Consider the following 18464-nt stretch of genomic DNA (forward strand, 5'->3'; position numbering starts at 1 on the left):
ATCAAGATGAGAAACCTCCAGATCAGCACTAGATTGTGCAGCCGAAAGTAATCGCGTCGACCCGTTCTCCGTTTGTCATACGGTAGTATTTGGGCCGCTCGCCGATCGGTATAAAGCCAAGCTTGCTGTATAGGTGTACCGCCGGATTGCCCCGCCGCATTTCGAGAAAAATCCGCTCTGCACCGCGGTTTTGCGCGGTTCTGAAGAGCTGTTCAATCAGGATTTTGCCAAGGCCGCTGCCGCGATTTTCAGGATGCACTGCGATCAGCAGCAGCTCCTCTTCGCCAGCGGCTGCGCGCGTTAGGACAAAGCCGCAAGGGCGCCGGTCGCCCGCGCTTCCGCCTTCATCCAATATCGTCCCATTCTGGTCCACCAGCAAAGCATGCGTGTTAGGCAAGGTTAGTGCATCGGTGATCTGGCGGCGATTCCATGCCTCGCCGTAAGCTGGGTCAAACGCCGCCTCCATAACGGTCATGATGTGATCGATGAGGCAGGTAGGCGCGTTCATTGCGGCGCTCGCACTGCTTGTGGTTTGGCATCAGGTGCACGGCCATAGATTGGCGAGAGGTCCGTGGTCAGCTGTGTCTCATGTAGCAGGCTCGTCTTGCTGGCATCAGGTAGCAGGTTGAGGGCGCGCTTACCGTCAGAGAACATCGCAGCGAGTTCTTCGGCGCGGTTGCCCACAATCGCGTCATGCTCGCAGGCGAGTTTGGCGGCTTCGGGTGCAAGCGAGCGAACCTCGTCGCAGCCTCCGCCTTGAGCAAAGTTCTGGATAAACCACTCGCCGTGTCCGCCGTTCATGCACACGGTCACACCGCGAAGAGAGGGCTGCCAAGCGCGAACTGCAATTAACGCCATTGTTGGATAGCCGAGCACGTTAGCGCCCCACGCAAAACCGAGCGCGCGGGCGGCGGCAATGCCAATACGCACACCGGTGAAACTGCCTGGGCCAAGCGAGACCAGAATACGCTCCGCTCGGCCTTTGCTTGGCAGGTCAGCAATCATTGGGACCAGACGCTCCGCATGTCCGCGTCCCAGTACAGCATGCTCGTGTGCGAGCAGTTTTGCCCCGTCAAACAGGGCAATTGAGCAGGCTTCACTGGCCGTTTCTATCGCTAGGGTGCGCATGGGATTGCGCGATGCCCTAGAGCTGCGCTGCCTGCAAGTCTTAGAAATTACGGCTCAAATGCAAGCGTCAGACAATTGTGTTGAACTTGCCAAAGTCGGGGCGCGGCGAGCGGTCAAAGATGCTTTCCGGATCGCCATATCCGATCGAGCAAATCCAGTCGGCTTTGACGCGCGGGCTGTTGGCGAAAAACTCCGACGTCACACCTTCTAGATCAACGCCAGACATCGGCCCGCAATCAAGGCCAATCGCGCGGGCCGCCAGCATCAGGTAGGCACCCTGCAGAGCGGAATTGCGCTTTGCCCCGTCGATCCGTCCGGCCTCATCGCCTTCAAACCAGCTTTTCGCATCAGTGTGCGGGAACAGCTCTGGCAAGTGCTCGTGAAAGTCGATGTCATAGCCAATGATGACGCAGGCAGGCGCGTTGATGACCTTTGGCTTGTTATCATCCATCGCATGTTTGGCGAGGCGCGACTTTGCATCATCTGAGGTACACCAGATGAAGCGCGCAGGATGCATATTGGCCGAGGTTGGCGCCATTTTTAGCAGGTCGTGGATCTGATGGATCTGCGCTTCGCTAACCGGCTTCTTTAGCCAATCGTTATAGCTTCGGGCTTCGCCGAACAGTTGGTCGAGTGCGTCATCGCTGAGCACGGTGCCGTGAAATTGCTTGGTCATTTGAGGCTTTCAGTCGGGAGCGGAGAGGGTTGGCTTAAGCTGCGCGCACTTCGGTCACTTCAGGCACATAGTGTTTCAGCAGACCTTCGATCCCTTGTTTTAGGGTTGCGGTGCTGGATGGGCAGCCTGCGCAGGCCCCTTGCAACGTGAGGTAGACAACGCCGTCACTAAATCCGCGATAGGCGATATCACCGCCATCGCCAGCAACCGCTGGACGAACGCGGGTTTCGAGCAGTTCGTTTATTGCGGCGATGATCTCTGCATCTTCTTCTGATTCTTCGACCACATGCTCCACGTCGACGGGAACCGAGATATCGCCAGCCGTCGCGGCATTGAACAGCGGCGCCTCCGACACAAAGTGATCGAGCAGGATGGCCACTACTTGCGATTTCAGCGATCCCCAATTCGCGCCGGGAGCTGCCGTGACGGTGATAAAATCGCTGCCGAAGAACACGTTGATCGTCTCGCCCGTGTCAAAGATCGCTTGGGCAAGCGGGCTGGCCTCTGCCGCCTCTGGGCTTGAAAACTCGCGTGTTCCCGCGGTCATCACTGTGCGACCGGGCAGGAATTTGAGACTGGCGGGGTTCGGGGTCGTTTCGGTTTCTATGAACATGTTGTGGTATTTAGGGTGGCTGCGACGCCGTCACAAGGCGTGGAATCGCGCAAACTCGATAATAAAACCGCGCAAAATGACGCACAATCGCGTCTTATTGTGCAGCATTCACTATCCCTTCACACCATGCTTGCCTATATTCTCCCGATGAACGCGATTTTTCGGGCGCCAAAGGCCCTTTTCCTGCTTGCTGCTTCGGCGGCTTTGACATTACCAGCGACGGCGCAAAACATAGAGCCCAACAGCTCTGGCGAAGCGCCGCCTGCTACGATCAGCGTGCCGAGCGCTGATCCGATCATCCCTCAGCCCAAAAAGCTGCAAGGCGCCGATGAAGTCCCGTGGCTCTATGAAGACAGCAACATTCCGGTCGACCGCGAATGGCTGTTTGGCAAAATGGACAATGGCCTACGCTATGCTGTGCGCAAGAACGGCGTGCCGCCCGGACAGGTGTCGATCCGCGTGCGGGTCGATGCGGGCTCTTTGCACGAGCGCGATTCCGAACAAGGTTATGCGCACTTGCTGGAACACCTGTTGTTTCGTGAGAGCAAATATCTGGGCCAGGCCAAGGCTATCGAAACGTGGCAACGGCTGGGCGCGACCTTTGGCAGTGATGCCAATGCGGAGACCAGCCCGACGCACACTGCCTATAAGCTCGATTTGCCGGGTGTAACCCGCGGGAAACTGGCGGAGAGTTTCAAGCTGCTCTCCGGTATGATCAAATCACCGGTTTTGAGCGATGAGAATGTCGCTGCGGAATTGCCGATTGTGCTGGCGGAAAAGCGCGAGCGCGGCGGCGCGGCGGAGCGTGTGGGCGAGTTCACTCGCTCAGTCCTGTTTGCCGGACAGCGTTTGGCCACTCGCACACCAATTGGCACTGAAGAGACGCTGCGCGGCGCGAACGGAGCCTTCGTCCAGGATTTCTACGACCGTTGGTATCGCCCGGAAAACACTGTGATAGTGGTGGTCGGTGATGCCCCACCAGAGATTTTGGCGGGCCTGATCGAGCAATGGTTTGCCGATTGGGAAGGGACCGGCGAGGCTGGTGTTGCGCCTGATTTCGGCGATCCCGTGCCGCCAGCTGATGCGGCCAGTACGCAAAGCGAAAGTGGCCCCATTGGTGAGATCGGCGTGATGGTGGAGCCTGATCTGCCGCGCAGCCTGACCTATGCTGTGATGCGGCCTTGGCGACAGGTGAAAGACACCATCGTCTATAATGAAGGGCTAATGATCGATGCGATTGCCCAAGCGATCATCAATCGTCGGCTGGAATCGCGTGCGCGCTCTGGCGGCAGCTATCTTTATGCGCAGGTTCAGCAGGACGATGTCTCGCGATCGACCGATGCTACGTTTGTGACATTTGCGCCGCTGTCTGAAGACTGGGATGCCGCGATGACCGATGTGCGCGGCGTGATCGCCGATGCTCTGGAAAGCGGGCCAACGCAGGAAGAGATCGACCGCGAAGTTTCTGAGTTCGATATCGCCTTCGCCAATCAGGTGGAACAACGCACGGTGATCGCCGGATCGAACCTGGCCGACACGTTGATCAACGCGGTCGACATCCGTGAGACCACGGCGTCTCCGGAAGTGGTGCTGGATGTGTTTCGCGGGACCAAGCCGCGCTTTACGTCTGACGAAGTGCTCGCCGCGACCCGCAAGCTGTTCCAAGGTGACGTTGTGCGCGGCATCTATGTAACGCCGTCCGCTGGCGAAGCCGATGAGAGTGCGGTTCGTGTGGCGCTGGAACGCGCCGCGACCAGCGATGGCAGCTCGCGCTTGGCCGCCAGCACTGTGTCGTTTGAGGAGCTTCCCGCAGTGGGTGAGCCGGGCACAATTGCTTCGCGCGCGCCGATTGGCTTACTCGACATTGAGCAAGTCGACTTTGATAATGGCGTTCGCGCGCTGCTGTGGTCCAACAATGCAGAGCCAGGGCGCGTCGTCGTCAAAGTTCGCTTTGGCGCAGGCTACCGTGCATTTGATGAGCAAAGCGCGCCCTATGCCGCATTGGGTACGACCGCATTGGTTGGATCGGGCCTGGGCGAATTGGGTCAGGAAGAGCTGGACCGTCTGGCGACAGGCCGCAAGCTTGGCTTTGAGTTTCAAATCGACGATGCGGTGTTCACGTTCACCGCGCGCACGCGCTCTGCCGATGTGGCCGATCAACTCTATCTGTTCGCTGCAAAGCTGGGCATGCCGCGCTGGGATAAAGACCCCGTGATCCGCGCCCGCGCTGCGGCTCAGCTGGCGTATAACGCCTTTGCCACCAGCCCTAACGGTGTGATCAACCGAGATCTCGAATATCTGCTCACCAATCGCGATCCGCGCTTTGCCACGCCTTCCCCTGATGCGTTGGCTGACCTTACGCCGGAGGGTTTCCGCGAGGTGTGGGAGCCTTTGCTTTCACAAGGGCCGGTTGAGGTTTTGGTTTTCGGTGAATTCGATCGCGATGCGACGGTAGAGGCCTTGCGCACCACCTTTGGCGCGCTCGATGCACGTGATCCGGTACCCGCAGATGTGGCCGCGCGTGTGCCAGAATTCCCAGCTGGCGCTGGCGAAACGACGGTTCTCAACCACCGCGGTGACAAGAACCAGGCAGCCGCCGTGATCGCTTGGCCAAGCGGTGCGGGCGTCCAAAGACTGCGCGAATCTCGCCAGCTTGAAATCCTGATTCAGGTCTTCAACAACCGCTTGCTAGAGGCGATGCGCGAACGCGCGGGCGCCAGCTATGCCCCGCAGATACTTTCCAATTGGCCGACCGATTTGGAGAGCGGCGGGACGATCACGGCCCTTGCGCAATTGCAGCCGCAAGACGTGCCGGTGTTCTTCAGCGAGGCGGATAAGATCGCGCGCGATCTCGTAAACACGCCGCCGACCACTGAAGAGCTGGACCGGGTGACCGAACCGCTACGACAATTGTTCAGCCGTGCATCCACCGGCAACACATTCTGGCTTTATCAGCTCGAAGGCGCGACCACCGATCGCCGCCGGATTGCTCTGCTGCCGAGCCTGCTCAATGACTATTCGCAGACCACCCCGCAGGTTATGCAAGTGCTAGCTGGGCGATATTTTGGACGTCAGCCAGGGTGGCGATTGGCTGTAATCCCCGAGGGCACCGACCTTGCGGTGGCTTTGCCAGTGCCAGCAGGAGAGGGCGCTCCTGCGGCGGTTGTCGCACCCGCTGCGCGCCCTGAGGTGATCGGGCGATAGGCAGTCGTTGACCGCCGTTATGAGCAGTTTTTGACCGAATTCGAGCACCGACCAATCGGTTGAAGCGATCACAGCGACGTGAAATAATGTTGCCGCCTGGGGTATTGCGGCTTTACACCTGTAATGAAGGGGCGGTAACGGCGCTCCGCACAGGCGAGGGTGCAAGGCAGTACGGCCAAGCCATTTGCCATAATTTTGGAAGAAGAATTCGACGTGTCAAACAATTGGTCCCCTGAAAGCTGGAAATCCCACGAAGCAAAGCACTTGCCGAAGTATGAGGATTTGTCAGAGCTTGCTGAGGCAGAGGCGACATTAGCGGCCTATCCGCCGCTTGTTTTCGCTGGGGAGGCGCGCGCGCTAAAATCTGATTTGGCAGACGTTGCCAATGGAAAGGCGTTCCTGCTGCAAGGCGGCGATTGCGCGGAAAGCTTTGCTGAGTTTCACCCGAACAACATCCGCGATACCTTTCGTGCACTGCTACAAATGGCGGTGGTGATGACCTTCGCCAGCAAGCATCCTGTGATCAAGGTCGGGCGGATGGCGGGCCAGTTTGCCAAGCCGCGCTCGTCCGACACAGAGACAGTCGGCGATGTGACTTTGCCGAGCTATTTTGGTGACAACATCAATGGGATCGAATTTGATCCGGTCCAGCGTCGCAATGATCCGGGCCGTATGGTGCGCGCCTATTCTCAGGCTGCGGCAACGCTCAACCTGCTGCGCGCCTTTGCGGGCGGTGGCTATGCCAACCTGCGCCAGGTCCACCAATGGACGCTCGACTTTATGGGGCGTACGCCGTGGACCGATAAGTTCGCACAGATGGCCGACCGAATTGGCGAGTCGCTCGATTTTATGGAGGCATGCGGGGTTGATCCCGCAACGGTCCCGCAATTGCAGGGCACCAGCTTTTACACCAGCCACGAAGGCCTGTTGTTGCCGTATGAGCAAGCGCTCACTCGGCAAGATTCGCTGACTGGTCAATGGTTTGCGACCAGCGCGCACATGCTGTGGATTGGCGACCGCACCCGTTTTCCGGGCAGCGCGCATATCGAATTTGCGCGCGGCATTGGCAATCCGCTGGGCATGAAATGCGGGCCGAGCCTAGAGCCTGATGCTCTTATTGAATTGCTCGACATCTTGAACCCGGCGCGTGAAGCGGGCCGGATCACGCTGATCTCTCGCTTTGGCCACGACAAGGTTACCGAAGGCCTGCCGAAGCTAGTCCGCGCGGTTGAGCGCGAAGGCCACCCAGTGGTGTGGAGCTGTGATCCGATGCACGGCAATGTCGTGAAGTCTGAAACCGGATTTAAAACGCGGCCATTTGATCGCATCCTTACCGAGGTGAAGGGCTTCTTTGACGTACACCGCGCAGAGGGCACGCATCCCGGCGGTATCCATATTGAGATGACGGGTCAGGATGTGACCGAATGCGTCGGTGGCGCCGTGGCAATCACGGATGAGCGCTTGGGCGATCGCTATCACACGCATTGCGATCCGCGCCTAAATGCGGAGCAGTCGTTGGAGCTGGCATTCTTGCTCGCCGAAATGCTCAATCAAGAGATCGTCGGGCGCCAAGCCAACGCAGCGTAGGCGCTTGCCATTCTGATCAGATTTTCGCCGGTTCAGCCGAGGTATCAAGAGTTGTGCTTGCCGCGCTAAGCGTGCTGAGCCGCCGGTTACGTGGAAATCCTGATGCTGCCACAGCGAAGCGGTTGACCCTTACCCGCTAACCCCCCGCGTTTATGGATCGAGGGCACATCACGGGGCTGGCATGCTAGCGGGGGAAGTGGGAAATAACGCGCTTCTTGCCGCCTGCATATTATTGGGTGTGGTCGCGATGGTGTTCGTCGTAGCCACCGTGAATGCACGCCGCGAAACCCGCTTTGCCGCTCGCATTGCCCGCGATCGCGGTGAGCGAATGAGCGAGCTCCTGCGGACAGTGCGCATGGCTGAAAGCATCGCTGATCTTGGTATTTGGCAATATAATCCGGCGAATGGCGTACAACAATGGTCCGATGGCATGCGGGCGCTGTTTGGCATGGCCAAGGATGAAGAATTCATCGATGGCGACGCGGAAACCCTATTGTTCGCCAATGACATCGATCTTGTTGGCCAAGTGGCTGCGCGCAGCAAAGAAATTGGCCCTTACGAGCTGTACTACGATATACACGGCTATGATGGCATGCCGCGCTCGATCTCGGTTCAGGCCTGCAATCTCCAGAATGGCTCTGGCGAGGTAGCGCGCGTTGTCGCCGTGGTCCGCGACGTGACCGATCAGGTTCAGCGCGAACGCAAGCTGGAACGGTCACGTGTGTCTGCCCTGCAGGAGGCCAGCGTTGCTCGAAAGTTGGCAGAGACCGATCCGCTTACCGGGCTGGCCAATCGTCGCCGGGTGATGGCGGTGCTCGACCAACAGGTGGTGCATTCTCAGAAGATCGGCCAGCCGCTTTCACTGATCCTGTTTGACATTGATCACTTTAAATTGGTCAACGACACTCATGGCCATCCGCATGGTGATCGGGTGCTGCAAGAAGTGGCCAAAATCGCCATGGAACAGGCGCGTGAAGGCGATGTTGTTGGCCGGGTCGGAGGTGAGGAATTCGTCTGGATCGTCCCCGGCGCTGACAATACCTATACGCGGATCATTTCCGAACGTTTGCGACTGGCGATTTCCATGGGTACCGCGATTGGTCAGAAGCCCCCGGTAACGGTCAGTGTGGGTTTCACCACCCTTATCTCTGGCGACGCACCGCTTAAACTGTTCGCCCGTGCGGATACGGCGCTGTATGATGCGAAGGGCGCGGGGCGCAACCGCGTGCGTATGGCGGCCTAAGCCAGAGAGCTTGCAACCTATTGTTGCGACCCACACCTTTTAATTTTCACAGGTTTCGGGCATTGCGCCATTGCTGAGCGGTTGGAAACGTTCGCAATTTGGGAGGCGCGCGTGTCGCTGACATCGCCGGATCAGAATTTACGCAAGGCTGAGGCTCGCCCGCCATTGGTCGAGCAATATTGCTCCACCCGGGCATTGATGGAGGCAGTGACCGAGCGTCTGTCGGATGCCGATGCGACTGTGCAGTCGATGGAGGACGCCTCGCTGCGGCGAAATGGCATTTGGCGCACACCAATTGGTTCTGGGAGACTTTCCTGCTGCGTGACTATGCGCCGGGTTACTCGCTCTACAACGAAAACTGGCCTTTCCTGTTCAACTCTTATTATGAGGCGGAGGGGGAGCGGATTGCCCGCTTTTCTCGCGGCGCTTTGTCGCGGCCCACACTAAAGGAAATCCGCGATTGGCGCCGCGCAGTGGACCAAGCGATGGAGCCGCTGATAGCTGATCCAAAGCACGCCGATTTGGTCGCGTTGGGCATCGCGCATGAGCAGCAACATATCGAATTGCTGCTGACCGATATAAAACATGCGCTGTTCCAAAATCCGCTTGGGCCCGCGATGTGGGATGGTTCGCCAGAGGCCGCGATGTCCGCTGGCGGTGCAGGCGGCGTGGCAGATGCAGGCTGGAATGAGCATCCCGGCGGCGTTGCTCTGATCGGACATGATCACCAAGAGAGCGCCGGATTTGTGTTCGACAATGAGGGGCCAAGACACCGCGTATTGCTGGAGCCGTTCGCTATGTCGCGGCGCCTGGTGACAAACCGTCAGTGGGACGAGTTTATCGCCGATGGCGGCTACACCGCCGCATCTTTGTGGCTCTCAGACGGCTGGGCCTGGGCGCACGAGAACGCCATCGCCGCTCCGCTCTATTGGCGGGATCGAGACGGCGCGGCTGAGCATTTCACCCATCAAGGCTGGCAGTCGCGCGATCCGGATGCGCCGGTCACCCATATTTCCTATTTTGAGGCGGATGCCTTTGCCAGTTGGGCGAATATGCGCCTGCCGACGGAATTCGAATGGGAAGCGATTGCGCGCGGCCAGGATGGGGAGGGGAGCGCGCCTGCTCATGATGCCTCGTCCGGTAACCAACTGGACGGTGCCCATGCTCCGGCTCAGTATGGCGGAGAGGCGCTGTTCGGTGATTGCTGGCAATTCACGCGTTCGGCCTATCTGCCGTATCCGCGCTTTGCGCCCGCCACCGGCGCGGTCGGCGAATACAACGGCAAATTCATGAGCGGTCAGTTCGTTCTGAAAGGCGCCAGCTGCGCGACCGTGCGGGGTCATTCGCGCGCGTCCTATCGCAATTTCTTCTACCCGCATCAGCGCTGGCAGTTTACCGGTCTGCGCCTTGCCAAAGATATTTAGTACTGAGGATAGTTGATGAGTTCTCAAGAAGGCATTGCGCTCGTGAACCGCGATGATGATGGGGTCGATACCGCGTTTCGCAGCGATGTTCTGGCCGGACTGTTGCAGCCGCAAAAGGCAATTTCTGCGCGCTGGCTGTATGATGATGCCGGGTCGCAATTGTTCGAAGACATTACTCAGATCCCGGAATATTATCCGACCCGCGCCGAGACTGAGATCTTGCAAAGGCGAGGCGCAGAGTTTGCTGAGCTGATCGGGCCGGGCCGCGCGGTGGTGGAATTTGGCTCAGGCAGCTCGGTGAAAACACCTCTGCTGCTCTCCGCAATTGAGCCCAGCGCCTATGTGCCGCTTGATATCTCGGGCGATTTTTTGCGCGCGGCGGCAGCTGATTTGGCGGCGAAATTTCCTGGTTTGCCGGTGCACCCGGTAGAGGCCGACTTTATGCGGCAGGTTGCACTGCCTGATGCGGTCTCTGGACTGCCGAAGCTTGGCTTTTTTCCTGGTTCGACAATTGGCAATATGGTGCCGCGTACGGCGGTCGATCTGCTGCGCAATATGCGTGAGACATTGGGCGAGGGCGCGCGCCTGCTGATCGGTATGGATCTGATCAAGGATCGCGGGGTCTTGATCGATGCCTATGATGATGCCGCCGGGGTGACGGCGGAGTTCAACCTAAATTTGCTGCTCCGGATTAACCGAGAGCTGGACAGCGATATCCCAACGCAAGCCTTCGCGCATGAGGCGCGCTGGAACGATGACTTTGCGCGTATTGAAATGCATCTGGTCGCGCAAAGCGACCTATCTTTCACGGTATCAGGCAACCGTTTTGCGATGACGCGGGGCGAGACCATCCACACCGAAAACAGCCATAAGTTCAATCGTCGCACGGCGAACATGCTACTGCTGGCCAGTGGATGGGACCCGCAGCAGCGCTGGCTCGATAGTGAGGAGCGTTTCTCGTTGATCCTGGCAGAGGCTAAGCCGCCAAAATCGGCCCCTTAAGCGCTTTCTAACAAGCCCCTCTTTTCCTTCGAAACCGAAAGGCGCGCCCGCGCGTTACCCCGCCATGGCACATTCAATTGAAACCGTCGCAATCATTGGCGCTGGCATGGCTGGGCTTAGCTGCGCTGCGCAATTGGCGGCGGCGGGCAAGCAGGTCATAATCTTTGACAAGGGACGCGGCCCCGGTGGGCGTATGGCCGCCAGACGCGCAGAGATTGCTGGCGAAACGGTCGGCTTTGATCACGGGGCGCAGTTCTTCACCGCACGCGATGCCGCCTTCAAAGAGGCCGTGCGCGAGTGGCAGGAGCTGGGCGTGGCCGCGTCTTGGCCCGCAGCAGGTGACGATGCCTTTGTCGGTACGCCGGGGATGAATGGCCCGATCCGCGCGATGGCCAACGCGTTTGGCGTCGAGTGGGGCATGCGGATTGAACGTCTGCACCGCGACGGTCACTGCTGGAAGCTGGAAGCAGACGGCAAGAGCTTTGTCGCAGACGCGATTGTGTGCGCCGTTCCGGCTGAGCAAGCGAGCGTCCTGCTGTCTGAGGTGGCACCAGAGCTGGCAACGACTGCATCGCAAGTGCAATCCGCGCCGTGCTGGGCCGTGATGGCGGCGTTTGAGCAAAAGCTAGCCATTGAGGCGGACTGCTTGCGCGATCCGGCGGCGGGAATCTCCTGGGCCGCGCGCAATTCGGCAAAGCCCGAAAGAACCGGGCGCGAATGCTGGGTGCTGCACGCCAACCCGGTGCGCAGCCGCGAATTGCTCGACCTGCCTAAGGAGGAGGTGGCCGAGATCTTGCTCGCTGATTTCTTCGCGCAGATCGGGGCTGCACCTGCAAAAGCAATCCATTTGATCGCGCACCGCTGGCTCTATGCGATGGCGCAGCCCGTCGCGGGTGAGCCAGCGCGCTATGACGCGGACAAACGAATTGGCATCTCTGGAGATTATCTGCACAGCCCGCGCGTTGAGGGCGCGTTTCTATCTGGGCGAGCCTTGGCGGCGAAGATGCTCAGCTAGAGGCGCAGGGCGCGCGCATGCGCTCGTTCATGGAAAAGCATGCCAATTGTTCCTATGTGTGGGGGCAATGAGCCTCGATAACCTCTTTTCCAACATTGCTGGCGCGTTCACCGCCATTCCGCGCTCGGAATTGCTGATGCTTGCGGTCGCGGCGGTGATGGCCGGCGTGCTCGGCTCGCTGATGATCCGCCGCGAGGTCGCGTTTGGCAAGTTTGTGCGCGCGGGCAGCACTTTGGTGCTCGTCGGAATTTTGTGCACCGTCATCATTCAACTGTCGCGCTTTGACCCTCGCATCGAAGTGGCCGTGCCGCAGCTTGGCCTGCCTCAGCAAGTGGTGGAGGGCGGGGAGACCCGCGTTCCGATCGGCGAAGATGGGCATTTCTGGTTGCGCGCAGAGCTGAACGGGGTGCCTGCCAACTTTCTGGTTGATACCGGCGCGACGTTGACCGCGATATCGCAGGGCCTGGCAGATCAGGTGGGGATAGAACCGCGCACGGGCGGCCTACCGGTGACGATTGGTACAGCGAACGGGCCGGTCGAGGCAGAGCTAGGCACGATAGACGAGCTGCGCTTTGGCAATGTGGCTGCGCGCGGGCTCGACGTGGTGATCGCGCCCAGTCTGGGCAATACCAATGTGATTGGCATGAACCTGTTGTCGCGGCTCGCATCCTACCGGGTCGATAATCAGACCAATGAGATGATCCTGGAGCCGAACAATCCGCAGGAGCCATTGGAGCTGCGTTGAGACGCTACGCAAATGAACGCGTATCTAGCGCCAAGTGCAGCGCTCAACTTCAACGATTTAGGTAAGGAAAATGGCTGGGGTGGTAGGGATCGAACCTACGAATGCCGCTACCAAAAAGCGGTGCCTTACCACTTGGCCACACCCCAGCAGAGCGCGCTATATAGCGCCGCCATTTTATATGTGAAGGGGCGCAAGGCACATTTTTACCTGTGCGCCCCTTTTGTCGCTTCAGCCAGTCAGATTGCCTTGCCTTCAAAGTCCGCTGCCGAGTGACGCTCTAGCAGCTGCTCATTTTCTTCGCCCCAGACTTTGTTGACGATCCGGCCCCGCTTCACGGCCGGACGAGCGGAAATTTCCTCCACCCAGCGGGCGACATTCTTATACTCATCAATCGATAGGAAGGTCTTGGCTTCATTGTAAATTTTGCCTTCGACGAACGGCGCAAGCCATGGGTAACTGGCCATATCTGCGATGGTGTATTCATTGCCGCCGAGGAAGCGGTTTTCGGCCAGGCGCTGGTCAGCGACATCGAAAATCCGCTTCGTTTCCATGGCATATCGATTGATCGGATATTCGTATTTCTCTGGGGCATAGGCGTAGAAATGGCCAAAACCGCCGCCGATGAACGGGCCGGTTCCAACCTGCCAGAACAGCCAGCTCATCACTTCTGCGCGCGCCGCTGGTTCGGTGGGCAAGAACGCGCCGAATTTCTCCGCGAGATGCACCAGAATGGCTGCCGATTCGAACACGCGGAAAGGTTTGTCGCCGCTCTTGTCCAGTAAGGCAGGGATTTTTGAGTTCGGGTTGATCTCCACAAAGCCGCTGGTGAATTGCACGCCTTCGCCGATGTTCACGGTGTAGGCATCATATTCTGCGCCAGTGTGGCCTGCCTCCAGCAGCTCCTCCAGCATGATTGTTGCCTTCACCCCATTGGGCGTCGCCAGCGAGTACAGCTGAAACGGATTGTCGCCCTGCGGCAATTCCTTCGTTTCGCGCGCACCGGCGGTCGGGCGGTTGATGCTGGCGAAACGCCCGCCATTTTCGCTGTCATTGGTCCAGACTTCTGGCGGGGTGTAGGTGGGATCGGCCATTCTATGTGCTCCTTAGCTGGGAGGGGTGTCGTTCTGACCCGTGCGCTATGAAGTGGGGCATGTTTGCGCCGCGTGCAACCATCGCGAATGCGACAGCGGGTTCATTTTCGCTGCTAGTGAGAATAGCGAAACTTTGCGCACCTTAACCCAGCCGTATCTCTCATGCCTTTGATGCGCGGTGATAAACCGCTAAAGGGTGCGCCAGACACTATCTTGGAGCGTGCCCACGTGACAGCCAGTAGCCATTCTTTTTACGACATGCACAGCCACGGATTTGTGCGGGTGGCGACTTGCACGCCGTGTTCGCGCCCGGCCGATGTGGCTTACAACACCGCTCGGCGTGATCGCCGAGGCGAAGAAGGCGCATGCGCAAAACGTCGATCTGGTAGTCTATCCAGAGCTTACCTTGTCGTCCTATGCGATTGATGATCTGCTGCTTCAGCAGGCTCTGCTGGTGCGAGTGGAAGAAGCGCTGGGCGAGGTGATCCAGGCCTCGCGCGAACTTTCGCCAGTGCTGGTGATTGGCGCGCCCCTGAAACGCGGGGACAAGGTTTACAATTGCGCCGCCGTGATTGCGAATGGCGAATTGCTGGGCGTGATCCCGAAAAGTTATCTGCCTAATTACCGCGAGTTTTATGAGAAGCGTTATTTCTCGCATGGGCGCGGCTGCGAAGATCTATGGATCGCGGTGAACGGAGAGGAAGTGCCATTCGGTACGGATGTGGTCTTTGCCGCCAGCAACCTTCCCGGCTTCACATTCGGCGTGGAAATTTGCGAAGATTTCTGGGCGCCCAATCCTCCGGGTACAATGGCTGCGCTCGCCGGGGCTCAGATCCTGTGTAATCTTTCTGCCTCGCCGATCACCATTGGCCGTGCGGATGATCGCCATTTGCATTGCCGATCCAGCTCTGCCCGGTCGATTTGCGCCTATGTCTATTCGGCCAGCGGTCACGGCGAAAGCACCACCGATCTTGCATGGGATGGGCAGGGCGTGATTTACGAACTGGGCGGGCTGATGGCTGAAAGCACGCGCTTCGATCTGGAACCAGAACTGTGCGTGGTCGATATTGATACTCAGCGGATTGCGGCAGAGCGGGTGCGCAACCAGACCTTTGCCGACGCGGCAGAGGCGCATGGCTGAGCCCGAGGACAGCTATCGCCGGATTGTGTTCGACCATGCTGGTGCCTCAGAAGAAGGCGCTCAGGATAAGGGGCTGATCCGTCCGATACGCCGCTTCCCATTTGTGCCGAACAACGCAAAGACGCTGGACGAGGATTGCTACGAAGCGTTCAACATTCAGGTCGATGCGCTGATGCGGCGGATCACCGCGACGCACGCCAAATCATTGATTATCGGCATTTCCGGCGGGCTTGATAGCACCCATGCTCTGATCGTGGCGGCGAAAGCCTGCGACAGGCTGGGCATGCCGCGCACGGCCATTCGCGGCTACACCATGCCCGGCTTTGCCACCTCTGACAGCACGAAGTCGAACGCCTGGAAGCTGATGGAGGTGATGGAAATCACCGCTGAGGAGATCGACATCAAGCCAGCAGCCACGCGGATGCTGGAGGATATGAAGCACCCGTTTGCGGGCGGTGAGCCGGTCTACGATGTGACGTTTGAGAATGTTCAGGCCGGGCTGCGCACCGATTACCTGTTCCGATTGGCTGGGCAGCATTCCGGCTTTGTCGTCGGAACTGGCGATTTGTCAGAGCTGGCGCTGGGCTGGTGCACATACGGCGTTGGCGATCATATGAGCCATTACGGCGTGAATGCGGGCGTGCCGAAAACGCTGATCCAATATTTGATCCGCTGGACGATCCAGACAGAGCAATTCAGCAATGCGTGCAGCGATGTCTTGGGTGCGGTGCTGGGCACCGAAATCTCGCCAGAGCTGGTTCCAGCGGGCGATGATGGCGCGATCCAAAGCACAGAGGAGCGGATTGGGCCGTATGAACTCAACGACTTTTTCCTGCACCACACCATCCGCTATGGCCAGCGTCCGTCGAAAATCGCGTTTCTGGCCTATCATGCGTGGCGCGATGCGCAGGCGGGCAAATGGCCCGACGGTTTCCCGGAAAGTCGCAAGAACGGATATGACCTTGCCACGATTGCCGGATGGCTTGAGAGTTTCGTCAAACGCTTCTTCGCCTTCAGCCAGTTTAAACGCAGCGCCTTGCCCAATGGGCCAAAGGTCAGCTCGCAAGGTGCATTGTCGCCGCGCGGCGATTGGCGCGCGCCATCGGATGCGGTGGCCGACGTGTGGTTGGAGGATCTCAAAGCCGGGCTTCCCAGCCTGAAATGATGGCTAATTCGCTGTTAACCTGTCTTTAGGCCATCTCGCGTAAAACCCTAAAAAAATAAAAGAAGTTGGGGTGAGACATGGCAATCGAGATATGGCTGGCACTGGCATGCGTGCTGGTCGTCGGAATGCAGATTGGTTTCCTGTTTTTAGAGGCTGGATTTGTCCGCTCTAAGAACAGCATCAACGTGTCGATGAAAAACCTCGCGGACTTCGTCGTGGCTGTCTTGGTGTTCCATATCTTTGGCGCGGCGGTTATGTTCGGTGGCGGTTTTGGCCTCATTGGGTTTGACGCTGGCTTGCTGGGCTATTCGGGCGAAGGCTCGATTACTCTCTTCCTTTTGTTTCAAGCTTTGTTCTGCGGCACTGCGGCGACTATTGTCTCCGGCGCGGTTGCAGAACGCATGCGTTTTTCCGCCTATATTCTGATGACCTTGCCGCTGACGGCGTTGATCTATCCCCTGATCGGTCATTGGGCCTGGGCCAGCTATTTACCTGGCGGCAGCGGGCAGGGGTGGCTGCAACAATTGGGCTTTATCGATTTTGCGGGAGGCAGCGTCGTACACCTTGCCGGCGGCGCAGCGGCACTAGGCATTTTGTTGGTTGTCGGCGCGCGTGATGGCCGCTTTGACCGCGGTGAAGACGATGCCGCCATGCGGGCAATCCATGGCCACAGCCCGATCCTGACCGGCGGCGGCGCGCTGATCCTCTTGGTTGGCTGGCTTGGCTTTAACACCGGTACTTTGGAGCCGGGTAGTGATGATTTTGCGCGTGCTTTGTCCAACACCTTGTTTGCAGGCGCGGCAGGGGCCTGTGCGGCGGCGATCGCGGGATATTACCGCGATGGCTATTACCGCGCCGATAGGATGGTCAACGGCCTGCTTGTTGGTCTGGTCTCAATCACCGCTAGCGCGCCGTATGCGCATTCTCTGGGCGCTATCGGTACGGCTGCCTTGATCGCAGTGGGCAGCGTATTTTTCGCCGATTGGCTGGAACGTAAACACCGCGTCGACGATGCGGTCTATGCAGTCAGCGTGCACGGGTTCGGTGGTTTCTTTGGGACATTGGCGGTTGCCTTTATCGTTCCTGCAGATCGCCTCAGCCACGGCATTGTCACACAGTTCGGCGTGCAATTGCTGGGCGCATTCAGCATCGGTGTTTTCGCCTTTATGGCGATGGGGCTGATCGCAAATGCCATGCACACACGCGGCAAATTGCGCGTACCGCTGGAAGATGAGCGGCGCGGGCTGAACCTGTCGGAACATCGCGCTTTGCTGGGCAATGCAGAGCTTTCACGGACCCTGAATAAGATCAACAGCGGTGAGGCGGATCTCAGCACGCGTCTTGATGTCGATCCGTTTGAAGAGGGCGGCGATATTGCAGGAGAACTGAACGCCTTTCTCGACCGGGTGCAAGCCACCGAGAAAATTGCGGCGGACAAACTGCGCGCTGAGCAAAATGAACTTGCGAGCATGGTGACACAGGAACGCAACCGTGCGGACACCACGACGGAGGTCTTGCGCGAATTTCAGAGAGACTTCGCCGCATTGGTGCAGCAGTTGAATGCCCAGGCGGGTGATCTTGCTGCCGGATCTGAGCGGCTGGCCGCCCATTCGCAGGAATCGGGTGAACAAGTCGATCATGCTAGCGCTCAGGCCGATGCGACGCTAAGCATGGCGGAGCAGATGGCCAAGGGAGCTCAGTTGCTTAGTGAGACCCTGGAATTGGTCGGGACACGTGTTGCCAATGCCAATGAGGCCGCGACACATGCCGATCAGGCGAGCGATCGCGGCGCGCAAATCGCTGGTCAGCTAGAGCTGTCCGCGAAGGAGATCGGCAAGCTGGTAGCAATGATCAAATCGATTTCGGACAAGACCGGATTGCTGGCTCTAAACGCTCGGATCGAGGCGGCGCGCGCGGGCGAAGCGGGCAAGGGCTTCTCCGTAGTGTCGAGCGAAGTGGCGCAATTGTCGAAACAGACTCAGGAAGCCTCCAGCGAAATCTCTACTATCGTTGGTTCGCTGTCAGATCTTATCGGCGAGTCCATTGCGCAATTCCGCGCAATTGATGCCTCGATTGAAACCGTGGGTGAGATGGCCGCGGTTGCGGCAAGCTCAGTTGAACAGCAACGCACGACCAGCGCGGAACTGACGAATTTGATCGAGGGGGTGCGCCGCAAAGCGCTGGATAGCGGCAGTGCCGTGGCGCAAGTGTCAGAGAACTTTGCGCAGGCAAGCCAGACAATTGATAAGATCGACAACAGCTCCGGCCAATTGGAGGCCTTGGCAACGCAGATCGATCGAGAGATTGAGAGCCTGCGCCAGCGTTTTTCAGATGATGGTTTGTCAGCCGAACCAGCTGAGTAACCTGCCAGAGACCTGAACGCAGACGCGCCGGACAACCGCTAAGTCATCCGGCGCGCTTGCTGGTTTC

12 protein-coding genes, 1 tRNA gene and 2 pseudogenes are annotated in these 18464 nt (G+C 58.7%); 9 read left to right on the forward strand and 6 right to left on the reverse strand.

Features of this window, described 5'->3' with window-relative positions:
- Window positions 1–28 precede the first annotated feature (28 nt).
- From AC0V6Z_RS10290 to AC0V6Z_RS10305, 4 genes are all read right to left on the reverse strand, one after another.
- Complete coding sequence (locus AC0V6Z_RS10290) at window positions 29–508, reverse strand: GNAT family N-acetyltransferase (protein WP_472638412.1); 480 nt, start codon at window positions 506–508, stop codon at window positions 29–31.
- The gene (gene tsaB / locus AC0V6Z_RS10295) at window positions 505–1128 is read right to left on the reverse strand and encodes a tRNA (adenosine(37)-N6)-threonylcarbamoyltransferase complex dimerization subunit type 1 TsaB (RefSeq protein ID WP_472638413.1); all 624 of its coding nucleotides are present in this window, start codon (window positions 1126–1128) and stop codon (window positions 505–507) included. The genes AC0V6Z_RS10290 and tsaB overlap by 4 nt, the downstream gene beginning before the upstream one ends.
- 67 nt (window positions 1129–1195) lie before the next feature.
- Complete coding sequence (locus tag AC0V6Z_RS10300; RefSeq protein WP_472638414.1) at window positions 1196–1804, reverse strand: malonic semialdehyde reductase; 609 nt, start codon at window positions 1802–1804, stop codon at window positions 1196–1198.
- 34 nt (window positions 1805–1838) lie between these two features.
- Entirely contained in the window at window positions 1839–2417 is a 579-nt protein-coding gene (locus AC0V6Z_RS10305) for a NifU family protein (protein ID WP_472638415.1), read from the reverse strand.
- A gap of 147 nt (window positions 2418–2564) precedes the next feature.
- Between AC0V6Z_RS10305 and AC0V6Z_RS10310 the strand changes: the two genes are divergently transcribed.
- The 7 genes and pseudogenes from AC0V6Z_RS10310 to AC0V6Z_RS10340 all read left to right on the forward strand — a co-directional run bounded on the left by AC0V6Z_RS10310 (window position 2565) and on the right by AC0V6Z_RS10340 (window position 12637).
- On the forward strand, window positions 2565–5621 hold the full coding sequence (locus tag AC0V6Z_RS10310; RefSeq protein ID WP_472638416.1) for a M16 family metallopeptidase: 3057 nt from the start codon (window positions 2565–2567) through the stop codon (window positions 5619–5621).
- A gap of 213 nt (window positions 5622–5834) precedes the next feature.
- The gene (locus AC0V6Z_RS10315; RefSeq protein WP_472640891.1) at window positions 5835–7208 is read left to right on the forward strand and encodes a class II 3-deoxy-7-phosphoheptulonate synthase; all 1374 of its coding nucleotides are present in this window, start codon (window positions 5835–5837) and stop codon (window positions 7206–7208) included.
- Window positions 7209–7404: 196 nt separating this feature from the next.
- Window positions 7405–8451: a GGDEF domain-containing protein gene (locus AC0V6Z_RS10320; protein ID WP_472638417.1), complete on the forward strand. Its 1047-nt coding sequence runs from the start codon at window positions 7405–7407 to the stop codon at window positions 8449–8451.
- A 198-nt stretch (window positions 8452–8649) separates the two neighbouring features.
- Window positions 8650–9875 (forward strand): annotated as a pseudogene (gene egtB, locus AC0V6Z_RS10325) (ergothioneine biosynthesis protein EgtB).
- Between the two features lie 15 nt (window positions 9876–9890).
- Entirely contained in the window at window positions 9891–10877 is a 987-nt protein-coding gene (gene egtD / locus AC0V6Z_RS10330; RefSeq protein ID WP_472638418.1) for an L-histidine N(alpha)-methyltransferase, read from the forward strand.
- Window positions 10878–10941: 64 nt separating this feature from the next.
- Window positions 10942–11892: an NAD(P)/FAD-dependent oxidoreductase gene (locus AC0V6Z_RS10335; RefSeq protein ID WP_472638419.1), complete on the forward strand. Its 951-nt coding sequence runs from the start codon at window positions 10942–10944 to the stop codon at window positions 11890–11892.
- Between the two features lie 67 nt (window positions 11893–11959).
- Window positions 11960–12637, forward strand: coding sequence for a retropepsin-like aspartic protease family protein (locus tag AC0V6Z_RS10340; protein ID WP_472638420.1), 678 nt, complete (start codon window positions 11960–11962; stop codon window positions 12635–12637).
- Window positions 12638–12708: 71 nt separating this feature from the next.
- Here AC0V6Z_RS10340 and AC0V6Z_RS10345 read toward each other — a convergent pair.
- Together AC0V6Z_RS10345 and yghU are read right to left on the reverse strand one after the other, a co-directional pair.
- Window positions 12709–12783, reverse strand: a tRNA-Gln gene (locus AC0V6Z_RS10345).
- Window positions 12784–12873: 90 nt separating this feature from the next.
- Window positions 12874–13728, reverse strand: coding sequence for a glutathione-dependent disulfide-bond oxidoreductase (gene yghU / locus AC0V6Z_RS10350; RefSeq protein WP_472638421.1), 855 nt, complete (start codon window positions 13726–13728; stop codon window positions 12874–12876).
- A gap of 258 nt (window positions 13729–13986) precedes the next feature.
- Here yghU and AC0V6Z_RS10355 point away from each other — a divergent pair.
- A pseudogene (locus AC0V6Z_RS10355) lies at window positions 13987–16034 on the forward strand (NAD(+) synthase).
- A gap of 77 nt (window positions 16035–16111) precedes the next feature.
- A complete protein-coding gene (locus AC0V6Z_RS10360; protein ID WP_472638422.1) occupies window positions 16112–18397 on the forward strand; it encodes a methyl-accepting chemotaxis protein in 2286 nt (761 codons plus the stop codon).
- Window positions 18398–18464 lie beyond the last annotated feature (67 nt).

It is taken from the genome of Erythrobacter sp. SN6-5, from assembly GCF_057364945.1.

Coding starts and splice junctions, on each gene's coding strand:
- AC0V6Z_RS10290 (WP_472638412.1), bottom strand. CDS start 508: ATGAACGCGCCTACCTGCCTCATCGATCACATCATGACCGTTATGGAG.
- tsaB (WP_472638413.1), bottom strand. CDS start 1,128: ATGCGCACCCTAGCGATAGAAACGGCCAGTGAAGCCTGCTCAATTGCC.
- AC0V6Z_RS10300 (WP_472638414.1), bottom strand. CDS start 1,804: ATGACCAAGCAATTTCACGGCACCGTGCTCAGCGATGACGCACTCGAC.
- AC0V6Z_RS10305 (WP_472638415.1), bottom strand. CDS start 2,417: ATGTTCATAGAAACCGAAACGACCCCGAACCCCGCCAGTCTCAAATTC.
- AC0V6Z_RS10310 (WP_472638416.1), top strand. CDS start 2,565: ATGAACGCGATTTTTCGGGCGCCAAAGGCCCTTTTCCTGCTTGCTGCT.
- egtD (WP_472638418.1), top strand. CDS start 9,891: ATGAGTTCTCAAGAAGGCATTGCGCTCGTGAACCGCGATGATGATGGG.
- AC0V6Z_RS10335 (WP_472638419.1), top strand. CDS start 10,942: ATGGCACATTCAATTGAAACCGTCGCAATCATTGGCGCTGGCATGGCT.
- AC0V6Z_RS10340 (WP_472638420.1), top strand. CDS start 11,960: ATGAGCCTCGATAACCTCTTTTCCAACATTGCTGGCGCGTTCACCGCC.
- yghU (WP_472638421.1), bottom strand. CDS start 13,728: ATGGCCGATCCCACCTACACCCCGCCAGAAGTCTGGACCAATGACAGC.
- AC0V6Z_RS10360 (WP_472638422.1), top strand. CDS start 16,112: ATGGCAATCGAGATATGGCTGGCACTGGCATGCGTGCTGGTCGTCGGA.